The following is a 12460-nucleotide window of genomic DNA, read 5'->3' on the forward strand; positions in this document are numbered from 1 at the left end:
GCGCCTCGAAGAACCTCGCCTTCAACACCTCGAAATCCACGATCCCCGCAACTCCCTGAACTTCAGGGTGTTGCGGGGATCGATAGAACCCGCCCGCGTGCCCGCCGGGCCCTTCCGCGTCATCGAGGGGCTCAGCCCTCCAGGAACGCCTTGATCGCGCTCGCCAGCAGGTACGGGTCCTCCGCGCCGCACAGCTCGCGGGCCGAGTGCATGGAGAGCGCCGCGATGCCGCAGTCCACGGTCTGGATGCCGAGGCGGGCCGCGGTGATCGGGCCGATCGTGGTGCCGCAGGGCATGGCGTTGTTGGAGACGAAGGTCTGCCACGGCACGCCGGCCTTCTCGCAGGCCGCCGCGAACACCGCCCGGCCGACGCCGTCGGTGGCGTACCGGTTGTTGACGTTGACCTTGAGGATCGGACCGCCGTTGGGCAGCGGCTGGTGGCCCGGCTCATGCCGCTCGCTGTAGTTCGGGTGGACGGCGTGGCCCATGTCCGAGGAGAGGCAGACGGTGCCGGCCAGCGCCCGGGCCCGGTCCTCCAGACCGCCGCCGCGCGCGTACACGCTGCGCTCCAGGACGTTGCCGAGCAGCGGGCTCTGCGCGCCGGTGTCCGACTCGCTGCCGGTCTCCTCGTGGTCGAAGGCGGCCAGCACCGGAATGTACGGCAGCGCCGCGCCGTCCGTCTCGGCGGCGGTGGCCACCGCGGCCAGCGCGGCGGTGGCCGCGTGCACCGAGAGCAGGTTGTCCAGCCGCGGGCCGGCCAGCAGCTCGCGGTCCCGGCCCAGGTAGGAGGCGGGCTGGACGTCGTGGGTCATGAGGTCCCAGCCGGTCACGTCGGCCGCGTCGACCCCGGCCCGCTGGGCGACGTAGGCGATCAGCGAGCCCTCGTCGACCGGGCCGAGGCCCCAGATCGGCGTGAGGTGGCGCTGCTTGTCCAGCTTCATGCCCTCGTTGACCTGGCGGTCCAGGTGGATCGCCAACTGCGGAACGCGCAGCAGCGGCTCGTCCAGCTGGACCAGCCGCCGGCCGCCGTCGCGCAGGGTGAGCCGGCCGGAGAGGCCGAGGTCCCGGTCGAGCCAGGTGTTCAGCGGCACCCCGCCGTAGATCTCCACCGCCACCTGCCGCCAGCCCGCCGACCCGGTGTCGGGGATCGGCTTGACCCGGAGGTTGGGCGAGTCGGTATGGGTGCCGACCACGCGGAACGGTGTCTCCGGGCCGGCGCCGGCCGGCACGTACCAGGCGATCAGCGCGCCGCCGCGGACGACGTACCGGCCGCCGGCGACTCCGTCCCAGGCGTCCGTTTCCAGCACCTGCCGGAAGCCGGCTTTCTCCAGACGCTCGGCCGCGCTCGCGACCGCGTGGTAGGGCGACGGCGAGGTGCCGAGGAAGGCGATCAGGTCATCGGTGTGCGTCCGGTCGAAGAAGGCCTGGCGGGCGGCGGTCGACATGCTGCTCCTGGGTCGAGGGAGGGCCGAAGGCCGAAATGGGGGATCGGCTTCGCACCTTGAGCATATGCCCGTACACGGACATGACACTCGGAGCAGCCCAACGGATGCACAACACAGACAGAAACGTGAACTGACGCTTCCTCCGCCGCTGTCGGCGGCCGGGCCGCCGGGTACGCCGAAGGGCCCGGTCGGGGGGACCGGGCCCTTCGGCGTGAGGGTGGGGTCGGGCGGTCAGGAAGGTGTCACGCGCGGCGCGCCCGGCGGCGGCGGGCGACGGGTGGCGTCAGAAGGCCTCCTCGGCCAGCTCCATGATCTCGTTGTCGATGCCCTCGGCGATCAGGCGCTGCGAGGCGACGGTCGGCAGCACGTTCTTGGCGAAGAAGCGGGCGGCCGCGACCTTGCCCCGGTAGAACGGCACGTCCTTCTCGGAGGCGCCGGCCTCCAGCTTGGCCAGGGCCACCGCGGCCTGGCGCAGCAGCAGCCAGCCGACCACGACGTCGCCGGAGACCATCAGCAGGCGGGTGGTGTTCAGGCCCACCTTGTACATGTTCTTGACGTCCTGCTCGACCGAGGAGAGGTCGGCGAGCAGCTTGCCGACGATGGCCTCCAGGTCGCCGGCGGCCTTGGCGAGCAGCTCGCGCTCGGCGGCCAGGGCGTCGCCGCCCGCGGCGGAGCCGAGGAACTTCTGGATCTGCTCGGACAGCGCGGTGAGCGCCTGGCCGCCGTCCTTGACGATCTTGCGGAAGAAGAAGTCCTGGCCCTGGATGGCCGTGGTGCCCTCGTAGAGGGTGTCGATCTTGGCGTCCCGGATGTACTGCTCGATCGGGTACTCCTGCAGGTAGCCGGAGCCCCCGAAGGTCTGCAGGGACTGGGCGAGCTGCTCGTAGGACTTCTCCGAGCCGTAGCCCTTGACGATCGGCAGGAGCAGGTCGTTGAGGCGCTCGGCGGCCTCGTCGTGCTCGCCGCGCAGCTTGGCGGCCGCCATGTCGTCCTGGGTGGACGCGGTGAACAGCACCAGGGCGCGCATGCCCTCGGCGTACGCCTTCTGGGTCAGCAGCGAGCGGCGCACGTCCGGGTGGTGGGTGATGGTGACGCGCGGGGCGGTCTTGTCCAGGAACTGCGAGATGTCGGCGCCCTGCACGCGCTCCTTGGCGTACTCCAGCGCGTTCAGGTAGCCGGTGGAGAGGGTCGCGATGGCCTTCGTGCCGACCATCATCCGGGCGAACTCGATGATCTTGAACATCTGGCGGATGCCGTCGACCTTCTCACCGAGCAGCCAGCCCTTGGCCGGGTGCTTGGCGCCGAAGGTCATCTCGCAGGTGTTCGAGGCCTTCAGGCCCATCTTGTGCTCGACGTTGGTGGCGTAGACGCCGTTGCGCTCGCCCAGCTCGCCGGTCTCCCAGTCGAAGTCGTACTTGGGGACGACGAACAGGCCCAGGCCCTTGGTGCCCGGCTTGCCGCCCTCGGGGCGGGCCAGCACCAGGTGGACGATGTTCTCGGACATGTCGTGCTCGCCCGAGGTGATGAAGCGCTTGACGCCCTCGATGTGCCAGGAGCCGTCCTCCTGCCGCACGGCCTTGGTGCGGCCGGCGCCCACGTCCGAGCCGGCGTCCGGCTCGGTGAGGACCATGGTGGAGCCCCACAGGCGGTCGGTCATCCGCTTGGCGATCTCCAGCTGGGCCTCGGTGCCCTCCTCGGCGATGACGCCGGCGAAGGCCGGGCCGGAGGAGTACATCCAGATGGCCGGGTTGGAGCCGAGGATCTGCTCGGCGAAGGCCCAGATCAGCGAGTTCGGGGTGACCTGGCCGCCGATCGACTCCGGGATGCCCAGGCGCCACCACTCGGCGTCCATGAAGGCCTGGTAGCTCTTCTTGAACGTCTCGGGGATCGGCGCGGTGTTGGTCTCCGGGTCGAAGACCGGCGGGTTGCGGTCGGTGTCGGCGAAGGACGCGGCGAGGTCGTTCTCGGCGAGGCGCGAGATCTCGCTCAGGATGTTCTTCGCGGTCTCGACGTCCATCTCCGCGAACGGTCCGGTGCCGTACACCTGCTCGCGGCCGAACACCTCGAAGAGGTTGAACTCCACGTCCCGCAGGTTGGACTTGTAGTGACCCATGGCCGTTATCTCCGGTTCGTCGCTTCCGGGACATCTCCGCGTTCGGGCGCCCGTACCCACCAGTAGGCCTCATGATGCTACCCAGCGGTAACTTGTTTCAAGCCCCCGTCGGTGAATCCTCTGCGGATTACCGTATGAACGTGGTCACGTCCCACAAGTCGGGACGGCCCGCTGTTGTCAGGATCGGCGCCCGCGCGGGGTGCCGCGCTCCCGATAGCCTGTCCGTGTGTACGGCTATGAGCAGAACGCGTACCCGGGCGACCCCTACCAGCAGGCGGGGCCGCAGCCGGGCATGAACGGCATGCCCGGCCCCGGCCCGTACGGCGAGCAGCCGCCGAACGCACAGCAGTCCCTCTACCCGGAGCCCTCGCCGCCGTCCCTCGCGGACGCCGTCCGGGCCTTCACCACCGGGTCGATGGCGGTGGAGGACTTCCAGGCCATCTTCATCACCTCCAAGGTGCACTGCCCGCGCGGCGACCGGCCGGGCTTCCTGGCGCTGCACAACACCCCGACGCCAGTCATCCCGATGTTCAGCTCGCTGAAGGAGCTGCGCCGGTACGCCGGCAAGGACTCCAAGCACTTCACCGTCACCGGCGCCGAGGTCCTCGACCTGCTGCCGACCGGCTACGGCTTCGCGCTGGACATGGAGGGCGAGCACCGGATGGTGTTCGACGCCAAGGCGGTCGAGCAGATGGTCGACTTCACCATGCGCCGGATGTACGGCTGACGGAGGATGGACGGGGGCCTCCCGGCCCCGCCCGCCGATCGGCCCGCGGAGATTTGGTTCAACTTTCAACTTGCTTCTTGTTGAGGATTGAACTAATCTCGTGGACACAGGCCAGAGGAGCATCCACCGAAGGAGGCCGACATGCCCGCCGTGACCGTCGACAACCCGCTGACCCTCCCGCGCGTCACCACCCCGGACCCCGCCGTCACGAGCACCCGCCCGGTCCTCACGGTGGCCACCGCGCCCGAGGGCTTCGAGGGCGAGGGCTTCCCGGTCCGCCGCGCCTTCGCGAAGATCAACCAGAAGTACCTCGACCCGTTCATCATGATGGACCAGATGGGCGAGGTGGACTACGCGGCCGGCGAGCCCAAGGGCACCCCGTGGCACCCGCACCGCGGCTTCGAGACCGTCACCTACATCATCGACGGGACCTTCATCCACCGGGACTCGCACGGCGGCGGCGGCACCATCACCGACGGCGACACCCAGTGGATGACGGCCGGCTCGGGCCTGCTGCACATCGAGACCCCGCCGGAGTCGCTGGTGAGGTCGGGCGGCCTCTTCCACGGCCTCCAGCTCTGGGTCAACCTGCCCGCCTCGGACAAGATGATCACCCCGAAGTACCAGGACATCCGCGGCGGCAGCGTCAAGCTGCTCAGCACCGAGGACGGCGGCGCGCTGCTGCGCGTCATCGCCGGCGAGCTCGACGGCCACCAGGGCCCGGGCACCACCTTCACCCCGATCACCATGATCCACGCCTCGATCAGCCCCGGCGCCCAGATCACCCTGCCCTGGCGCTCCGACTTCAACGCCCTCGCCTACGGCCTGGCCGGCAACGGCGCGGCCGGCACCGAGCACCGCCCCTTCCACCGCGGCCAGGCCGTCGTGTTCGGCGACGGCGGCTCGATCACCCTGCGCGCCGACGAGAAGCAGGACTCCCGGGACGAGAACTTCGAGGTCGTCCTCCTCGGCGGCCTCCCGATCCGCGAGCCCGTCGCCCACTACGGCCCGTTCGTCATGAACAGCCACCGCGAGCTCCAGCAGGCCATGGAGGACTTCCAGGCCGGCCGCCTCGGCACCATCCCCGCCGACGGCCACTGACCGCACCCCGTCGCACCCACGACGCCCTCCGCCACCCGAACGCCGCCGCCGCGGCACCCGGGCGGCGGAGGGCGTCGGCGCGTCCGCCCCCCGGTGGCGGCCCGGGGGATCCGGCCCTACCGTCGGACCAGGAGTGGATCTGTCGGCCGAGGGTGAGGAGCGACGGATGTTCTGGCAGTTCATCGTGCTGGTGGTCGCCTCGTTCGGCTTCCCGACCGCCGCACTGCTGTTCTTCATCGGCGGCCCCCGCTTCCCCGACGAGCAGCGCGACGACCGGTAGCGGCCGGCGGGCCTCAGCGCACCGGGACCGCCCAGGCCGGGTCGCGGCCCAGCAGGGCCAGCGCGCGCTCGAACGGACCGGCCGCGCCGTCGGCCGCCCGGACGGCGGCGAAGGCCCTCCCCGGCGCCCGGTCCGCCGGACCGGCGGGCACGGCCCCCGCCACCGCGAGCAGGGCCCCGGCCAGCGCCGGGTCCTCGTCCACGGCGGCCGTCAACCGGTCCGGCGGGCCCAGCGCGACCGCGACGTCCCAGGCGTGCACCAGGGTGTCCAGCAGGTGGAAGCCGACCGCCCGCTCGAACGGGACCGGCCCGCCGTCGCGGATCCCCGGCAGCCGGAGCGGGGCGGGCCGGGGCGCGGCGGCGGCGCGGGCGAAGGCGGCGGTCAGCCGCGCCGCCGAGTGGCGGAAGGCGCCGCCCGGATCGCCGTGCACCGGGGCGTCGCGCCAGAGCACGAGGTCCGGCCCGGCCCCGTCGGCCGCGGCCGCGAAGCCCCGGTGCTGCCCGACCAGGTGCTCCAGCAGCCGCCGCAACGACCAGTCCCCGCAGGGCGTCGGCAGCACCAGTTGCTCCGGCTGCACGGTGTCCACCACGGCGGCGGCCAACTCCAGGGAGCGGGTGTGCAGTTCGAGCAGGCTCATGCCGCGCCCGCCGCCCCGGCCGCGCCCGCCGCCGAGGCCGGGTCGGGAACCGGACCGGGAGCCGGCGCCGGGTCGGCGGACAGGAAGCCGATCACGTTGTCGATCACGGTCGGCTCGGTGAGGATCCGCCGGTGGCCCAGTCCCCGGGTGGCCAGCAGGTCCAGCCGGTCCCCGTAGGCCGCCCGCAGCCGGCGGGCCTGGGCGAACGGGACGACGTCGTCCCCCTCGTCGTGCGCCACCAGGATCGGCGGGGCGATCTCCTCGGGACTGCGGGCGGCGTCGAAGTACGTCCGGACGTCGGCGACCCCGGGGAACATCGCGCCGCTCTCCGCCCGGCGCCGCAACTCCCGCTCCACGGTGGCGTTCAGACCGAGCCGGGCGCAGAACCCGGCGGGCAGCCAGGACACCTCGGCGACGCCGGCCAGGGCGACCAGCCGCCCGGCGTCCAGCCCCTCGCGCAGCGCCAGGAAGGCCGCGTTGACGCCCAGCGAGTGGGCGATCACCGCCTCGAAGGCGCCGTACTCCTCCTGCAGCCGCAGGGCGATGGAGCGGTGGTCCAGCACGGTGGCGGTCCGGCCGCCGGAGTCTCCGTGCCCGGGGGCGTCGTAGCCGACGGCGGTGAGGCCGAGCGCGCGCAGCCGGGGCACGAGGTCCGCGAAGCGGGAGGCCCGGGACTGCCAGCCGTGCATCAGCAGGACGGGCCGGCTGCCGTCGCCCCAGCGGTGGACGACCACCGGGTCGCCGCGGTGGAGCAGCCTCCGGGTGGCGGCGCGGTCGTGCACCTCGCGCTCGCGGGGGCGGACGCGGCCGCGCCGCAGGGGGTGGCGGTAGAGCTCGAACGCGGCCCGGCCGGCGAGGCCGGGGGCGGCCCGCGAGGCGGCGTTCAAGGTGGTGCGGATCAGTGCGACGGCCGGGTCCATGCGGAACTCCCTGGGATGCCGAGGGGCAAGAGCCGAACTGGGCGAGATATTAGCACGACCGTTCGTGCAGTTTTCTGGCCGGCCGTCCGCCCCGCTACCCTGGCGGCACGGACCGATGCCGGAGAACTGGGGTGAGAACGGTGGCCGGAGCGAGCACGTCCCGCACGGACGGCCGGGTGCTGCGCGGCGAGGAGACCCGCCGGACGGTGCTGCGCAGGGCCGTGGAGATCGCCTCGGTCGAGGGCCTGGACGCGCTGTCGATCGGCCGGCTCGCCACCGACCTCGGGCTCAGCAAGAGCGGGGTCTTCGCCGGCTTCGGCTCCAAGGAGGAGCTCCAGCTCGCCACCGTCCGGGCGGCCCGGCGGATCTTCTCCGACGCGGTGCTCGACCCGATCGCCGCCGAGCCCCCGGGGCTGCGCAGGCTCCGCCTGCTCTGCGAGTCCTGGCTGGCCTACTCGCGCGCCCGGGTCTTCCCCGGCGGCTGCTTCTTCTACGAGGTCAACGCCGAGTACGACGCCCGCCCCGGCCCGCTGCGGGACGCCCTCGCGGCCAACTGGCGGGAGTGGCACGCCACCGTGCTCGGCATGGTCAACGGGGCCGTCGACACCGGCGAACTGCGCGCCGACGCCGATCCGGAGGACATCGCCTTCACCCTGATCGCCCTGCTGGAGAACGCCAACCCGCAGGCCCTGCTGTTCGACGAGGACACCCCGTACGAGCGCGCCCACCGCGCCGCGCTGCGCCGGCTGCGCTCGGACGCCGTCGACCCGGACACCCCCGCGCTGAGGGCGGACCGGACCGGCTGAGCGGGGCGGACGGCACGGACCGGCTGAGCGGGGCGGGCGGGACGGCCGTTCGCTCAGGCGGCGTCCAGCACCCGCTCCAGGACCACCGCCTGGGCCAGCAGCCGCTCGTCCGCCCCGGCCTCGCCGACCACCTGGAGTCCCAGCGGCAGGCCCTGGTCCGTCACCCCGGCGGGCAGGCTCAGCGCGGGCAGCCCGGCGAAGCTCCACGGCAGCGACATCACCGCGCTGCCCGTGCTGTCCAGCCCGAACGGGGCCGGACCGGTGGCCGAGGGGGCCACCAGCAGGTCCACCCCGGCCCGCCGGCGCCGCTCGGCGAGCAGTGCGCGGAACTCCGCGCGGGCGTCCAGCGCCGCCCGGTAGGCGGCCGGGTCGACGCTCCGGCCGTGCCGGATGCCCGCCACCGTCTCCGGCCGGTAGAGGCCGCCGAAGCGGTCGAACCACTCGGCGTGGGAGGCGGCCATCTCGAACCGGTTGACCGTCCGCAGCTGCCGCTCCAGCTCGCCGAAGTCCGGCAGCAGATCGACCTGGCGCACCATCAGCCCCCGGGCGGCCAGCAGCTCCAGCTGCCGCCGGAAGGCCAGCAGCGCCTCCGGGCGGGCCCGCTCCAGGTACGGGCCGACCGGGACGCCGAGCACCGGCACGTCCTCGTCGCCGCCGTGCCGGTTCCCGGTGTCCCAGTCGTCGCAGAGCAGCGGGGCGGCCAGCGCGGCGCCCGCCAGGTCGGCGGTGAACAGGCCCAGGGCGTCGAGGCCCGGCGCGTTCGGGATCACGCCGGCCATCGGGATCCGCCCGTGCGTCGGCCGGAAGCCCACCACGCCGCAGTAGCCGGCCGGGCGGACGACCGAGCCGACCGTCTGGGTGCCGATCGCCAGCGGCACCAGCCCGGCCGCGACCGCCGCCGCCGAGCCGCTGCTGGAACCGCCCGGGGTGTGGGCCGGGTGGTGCGGATTGCGGGTCGGGCCCGGGGCGCCGCCGGCGAACTCGGCGGTCACCGTCTTGCCCGCGACCAGCGCGCCGGCCGCCCGCAGCCGGTCCACCACGGCGGCCTGCGGGCCGGCCAGGACGCCTGGCGGCAGCGCCGAACCGGCGCGCGTGGGCAGGCCGTCCACGCGCACGATGTCCTTGACCCCGACGGCCACCCCGTACAGCGGCGGCGCCTGCGCCGGATCGGGGTGGCGGGCGGTGAGCGCCCGGGCCTCGGCGTGCAGCCGGTCGGCCCGGCCGGGCTCGGGGACGAAGGCGCGGATCAGCGGGTCCACCTGCTCGATCCGGGCGCAGAGCCGGTCGACGTGGACGGCGAGGGCGGGGACGCCCGCGCGCAGCGCGGCGGCCTCGCGGGTCAACGACCGCGGCCGGACCGGGGATTCCTCCATGGCGACCACGGTAGCCCCGGCCCCGGGGCGGCCGTCCACCGCACCACCGGTGCGCCGTTCAGCCCGACGGCCAGGCCGTCTCCGGCCGGGCGCCGGGCGGGCCCGGCCGGTGCTCGTCGGCCAGCCAGGGCGCCTCGCGCAGCAGATAGGCGCCGCAGGTGTGGCAGCAGAGTTCGGGGGTGCGCCCCCAGTCCACCGCCTCCCGGGCGGGCGCCCGGGCGTCCAGCTCCCGGCCGCACATCGCCACGCTGTCGCCGCCGCGGACCATGTGCCACAGCCGAACGGCGGCGGAGGCGCCGCCGTCGGCGTACTCGGCGCGCATCCGGTGCATCATTCCCCCATCGTCCGGCGGCCCGCCCGGCCCGGCAAGCGGAGCCGGGCCGGGCGCCGGGTCCCGCGCGCGGGGCCGCCGGGGTGCGCTCGGACCCGGGGCGCGCTCAGACCCGGGGCGCGCTCAGACCAGCCCGCCCCACAGCCGCAGCCGGGCGATCCCGCCGTCCGGGAAGACGTCCAGCCGGACGTGGGTGGCCGGGCGCGGCGCGTCGATCACCAGGCGGTGCACGGCGTCCGGCTGCAGCCGGGTGCGCGGCACCAGCTCGAACCACTCCTCGGGGTCCGCGCCGTGCTCGTCCCGGCCGGACAGCGCCGCCCAGCCGGCCGCGTTGCCGACGTAGTAGCCGGTGTCGATCTCCACCGCGCGGACCGCGCCCCGCCCGGCGAGGCGCAGCCGGACCCAGTCGTGGCCCGCGTCGCGGCGCCGGCGGTTCTCCCAGCCGTCGCCCATCGCCCGGGACCTGCCGGGCAGGGCGAGGCTGACCGGGGAGGAGAAGAAGCGGTCCGAGGCGTCCTCGACGGCGCCGCCGTTCTCCACCGCGGCCAGGTCGAAGGTGCCGAGCGCGGTCAGCCAGGCGGTGTCCGGCCGGGCCTCGCCGTGCACCCGGAAGCGCGCGATGCCGCCGTCGGGGTACTGGCTGAGCCGCAGATGGGTGAAGCGGCGGCGGTCGGCGACGGCGAAGCCGTTGGCGGCGTGGCCGCGCACCGGGGAGCGGGGGACCAGCGGGTGCCAGACCGTCTCCGCGGCCAGCAGTTCCTCCGGCCCCGGGGTGCCGGGGAGTTCGGCGCCCTCGACGGCGATCCGCTGCGGGTGGTTGCCCCGGAAGTGGGCGGTGTCGACGACCACGCCGTGCACGACGCCCGGCACGCCCAGCCGGACCAGGGCCCAGTCGTGGTCCCCGTCGGCGGGGTGCGGGTGGCCGGCGTCGGCGCCGCGCCGCCGCCGGGTCTCCCACCCGTCCATGATCTGGCCCTTGTTGCCGAAGGTGTGCGGGCGGAACTCGGCCGGCCGCGGCAGCAGCAGGTTCTCCCGCTCGGCGAACAGTTCGTCGTTGGCGGCGAGGACGGCGCCGCCCAGCCGGCGGTCGGCGAGGTCGACCAGCGCGGCGAACGGGAACTCGGCGGCGCGGTAGTCGGCGTACGGGTCGCCGCCCCCGTACGGCGGGGCGGCGGCGTCGGACAACTGGGCGGGATTCGGGCGGGAGTTCGCGTCAGTGGTCATGCCACCACCCTCGCGGCGGGCGACCGGTCAGGTCCATCACCAAGAACTGGCCAAACCGTTCAGCCGTGCTGAACGGTGCCGCCCGCCGACACGGCCGACGCCACCACCGCCAGTTCCGCCAGCACCCGGCGCAGCGGCGGCGTCCGCTCCGTCCCGGCCCGTACCGCGGTCACCACCCGCCGGGTCGGCAGGTCCGCCGGCAGCGCCCGGACCACCGCCGGGGCCCGCCGCCCGGCCAAGGCCAGCCGGGGCACCAGGGCCACCCCGAGACCGGCCGCCACCATGGCCAGGATCGCCGTCCAGTCGGCGGCGGTGTGCGCCCGCTCCGGCACGAACCCGGCCTGGGCGCAGGCCTCCCGGGTGATCTCCCGCCAGGGGCCGGCGGCACCGTAGATCCACGGCTCCTCCGCGAGGTCCGCGAGCCGCAGCCCGGGCGATGCGGCCAGCCGGTGCCCGGGCGGCAGCGCGACGTCCAGCGGGTCGCTGAGCAGCGGGGTCTCCACGATCCCCGGACCGCGGCCGACCGGCCCGACGGCCAGCGACAGCCCCAGGTCGACGTCCCCCGCCGCCAGCAGCCGGACCGTCTCGTCGGCCTCCGCCTCCACCACCCGCACCGTCAGCCGAGGCGCGGCCTCGCGCAGCCGGGCCACCGCCGGGACGAGCAGCCCGCCGATCGCGGTGGCGAACGCGCCCACCCGGACCTCACCCGCCTCGCCGTGCAGATAGCCCGCCAGTTCGGCCTCGGCGCGCTCCAGTTGTCCGAGGACCAGCTCCGCGTGACGCAGCACCAGCCGCGCCGCCGGGGTCAGCCGCACCCGCCGGCCGTACGGCTCCAGCATCGGCGCGCCCACCTGCCGGGCCAGCGCCGAGATCTGCTGCGACACCCCCGAGGGCGACAGGTGCAGCCGCTCGGCCGCCGCCGTCACCGTCCCGCACTCGTCCACCGCGCGCAGTACCCGCAGCCGCCGCAGGTCCCAGTCGCCCACCGCACCCATCGGGCCAGGGTAGGCCGCCCGGGACGGGGGTGCGGCCGCCCCGGGCCCGGACCGGGCCCAACCGTCGACACCCCTCGGCGGTCAGCCGTTCGAGAGCCGGAAGAATCCACTCACCGCCCGCCGCCGCCCACTGACCCGCCACCCCGGACCGGCGTTACGAGGCCCGGCGCAGCAGCGCGTCGTCCTGCCACTTGAGGATCTTGTCGAAGCTGACGATCGCCCCGCGCAGCGGGTGGTTGCGGAGCTGGACGTGGTCGGTGAGGGCGTGGATGAGGAAGAGGCCGCGGCCGGACTCGGCGGTGAGGTCCGGGAGGGCGTCGAGGTCCAGCGGCCGCAGGAAGGGCAGCGGCGCCGGGTCGGCGGCCGGCGGCAGGACGTGGGTGTCGTAGGGGCGGCCGTCGCGGTGCGGGCGGTGCGCGGTGAGCAGCGGCCCGGGCACGGTGGCCCGGCCGCGCCGGGAGCGGCGGCGGGGCTGCGGCCGTCCGGCCGGGCGGGCGGGCGGGGGCGC

Annotated in this window: 11 protein-coding genes and 1 pseudogene; 3 read left to right on the forward strand and 9 right to left on the reverse strand. The window is 74.6% G+C overall.

What is annotated here, in order from left to right; all coding sequences use genetic code 11:
- Window positions 1-131: 131 nt before the first annotated feature.
- Together ACFVFS_RS39345 and ACFVFS_RS39350 are read right to left on the reverse strand one after the other, a co-directional pair.
- Window positions 132-1445: a M18 family aminopeptidase gene (locus ACFVFS_RS39345; RefSeq protein WP_380629822.1), complete on the reverse strand. Its 1314-nt coding sequence runs from the start codon at window positions 1443-1445 to the stop codon at window positions 132-134.
- 283 nt (window positions 1446-1728) lie between these two features.
- A complete protein-coding gene (locus ACFVFS_RS39350; protein ID WP_380629823.1) occupies window positions 1729-3558 on the reverse strand; it encodes an acyl-CoA dehydrogenase in 1830 nt (609 codons plus the stop codon).
- Window positions 3559-3784: 226 nt separating this feature from the next.
- Between ACFVFS_RS39350 and ACFVFS_RS39355 the strand changes: the two genes are divergently transcribed.
- Window positions 3785-4285, forward strand: coding sequence for an SseB family protein (locus tag ACFVFS_RS39355; protein WP_380629824.1), 501 nt, complete (start codon window positions 3785-3787; stop codon window positions 4283-4285).
- 141 nt (window positions 4286-4426) lie between these two features.
- Window positions 4427-5386 carry a pirin family protein gene (locus ACFVFS_RS39360; protein WP_380629825.1) on the forward strand — a complete coding sequence of 320 codons (960 nt, stop codon included), beginning with the start codon at window positions 4427-4429 and terminating at the stop codon, window positions 5384-5386.
- Between the two features lie 293 nt (window positions 5387-5679).
- On the opposite strand, the gene ACFVFS_RS39365 is transcribed toward ACFVFS_RS39360, so the two are convergent.
- Together ACFVFS_RS39365 and ACFVFS_RS39370 are read right to left on the reverse strand one after the other, a co-directional pair.
- Window positions 5680-6303 carry a TIGR03086 family metal-binding protein gene (locus ACFVFS_RS39365; protein ID WP_380629826.1) on the reverse strand — a complete coding sequence of 208 codons (624 nt, stop codon included), beginning with the start codon at window positions 6301-6303 and terminating at the stop codon, window positions 5680-5682.
- Complete coding sequence (locus tag ACFVFS_RS39370; RefSeq protein WP_380629827.1) at window positions 6300-7223, reverse strand: alpha/beta hydrolase; 924 nt, start codon at window positions 7221-7223, stop codon at window positions 6300-6302. Before ACFVFS_RS39370 ends, ACFVFS_RS39365 begins: the two co-directional genes overlap by 4 nt.
- A 140-nt stretch (window positions 7224-7363) precedes the next feature.
- On the opposite strand from ACFVFS_RS39370, the gene ACFVFS_RS39375 reads away from it, so the two are divergent.
- Window positions 7364-8029 (forward strand): TetR/AcrR family transcriptional regulator, encoded by a 666-nt coding sequence (locus ACFVFS_RS39375; protein WP_380629828.1) that lies wholly within the window; start codon window positions 7364-7366, stop codon window positions 8027-8029.
- A 53-nt stretch (window positions 8030-8082) separates the two neighbouring features.
- On the opposite strand, the gene ACFVFS_RS39380 is transcribed toward ACFVFS_RS39375, so the two are convergent.
- From ACFVFS_RS39380 to ACFVFS_RS39400, 5 genes and pseudogenes are all read right to left on the reverse strand, one after another.
- A complete protein-coding gene (locus ACFVFS_RS39380; RefSeq protein WP_380629829.1) occupies window positions 8083-9402 on the reverse strand; it encodes an amidase in 1320 nt (439 codons plus the stop codon).
- 58 nt (window positions 9403-9460) lie between these two features.
- Complete coding sequence (locus ACFVFS_RS39385) at window positions 9461-9736, reverse strand: hypothetical protein (RefSeq protein ID WP_380629830.1); 276 nt, start codon at window positions 9734-9736, stop codon at window positions 9461-9463.
- A gap of 120 nt (window positions 9737-9856) precedes the next feature.
- The gene (gene alc / locus ACFVFS_RS39390) at window positions 9857-10957 is read right to left on the reverse strand and encodes an allantoicase (RefSeq protein ID WP_380629831.1); all 1101 of its coding nucleotides are present in this window, start codon (window positions 10955-10957) and stop codon (window positions 9857-9859) included.
- A 59-nt stretch (window positions 10958-11016) separates the two neighbouring features.
- Entirely contained in the window at window positions 11017-11943 is a 927-nt protein-coding gene (locus ACFVFS_RS39395; RefSeq protein ID WP_380629832.1) for a LysR family transcriptional regulator, read from the reverse strand.
- A gap of 163 nt (window positions 11944-12106) precedes the next feature.
- Window positions 12107-12460, reverse strand: a pseudogene (locus ACFVFS_RS39400) (hypothetical protein); the annotation flags it as partial.

The organism is Kitasatospora sp. NPDC057692 (assembly GCF_042799475.1).
GTDB lineage: Bacteria > Actinomycetota > Actinomycetes > Streptomycetales > Streptomycetaceae > Kitasatospora.

Bases quoted from the DNA above. Each gene is read 5' to 3' on its own strand.
- ACFVFS_RS39345 (WP_380629822.1), bottom strand. From the start codon at position 1,445: ATGTCGACCGCCGCCCGCCAGGCCTTCTTCGACCGGACGCACACCGAT.
- ACFVFS_RS39350 (WP_380629823.1), bottom strand. From the start codon at position 3,558: ATGGGTCACTACAAGTCCAACCTGCGGGACGTGGAGTTCAACCTCTTC.
- ACFVFS_RS39360 (WP_380629825.1), top strand. From the start codon at position 4,427: ATGCCCGCCGTGACCGTCGACAACCCGCTGACCCTCCCGCGCGTCACC.
- ACFVFS_RS39365 (WP_380629826.1), bottom strand. From the start codon at position 6,303: ATGAGCCTGCTCGAACTGCACACCCGCTCCCTGGAGTTGGCCGCCGCC.
- ACFVFS_RS39370 (WP_380629827.1), bottom strand. From the start codon at position 7,223: ATGGACCCGGCCGTCGCACTGATCCGCACCACCTTGAACGCCGCCTCG.
- ACFVFS_RS39380 (WP_380629829.1), bottom strand. From the start codon at position 9,402: ATGGAGGAATCCCCGGTCCGGCCGCGGTCGTTGACCCGCGAGGCCGCC.
- ACFVFS_RS39385 (WP_380629830.1), bottom strand. From the start codon at position 9,736: ATGATGCACCGGATGCGCGCCGAGTACGCCGACGGCGGCGCCTCCGCC.
- alc (WP_380629831.1), bottom strand. From the start codon at position 10,957: ATGACCACTGACGCGAACTCCCGCCCGAATCCCGCCCAGTTGTCCGAC.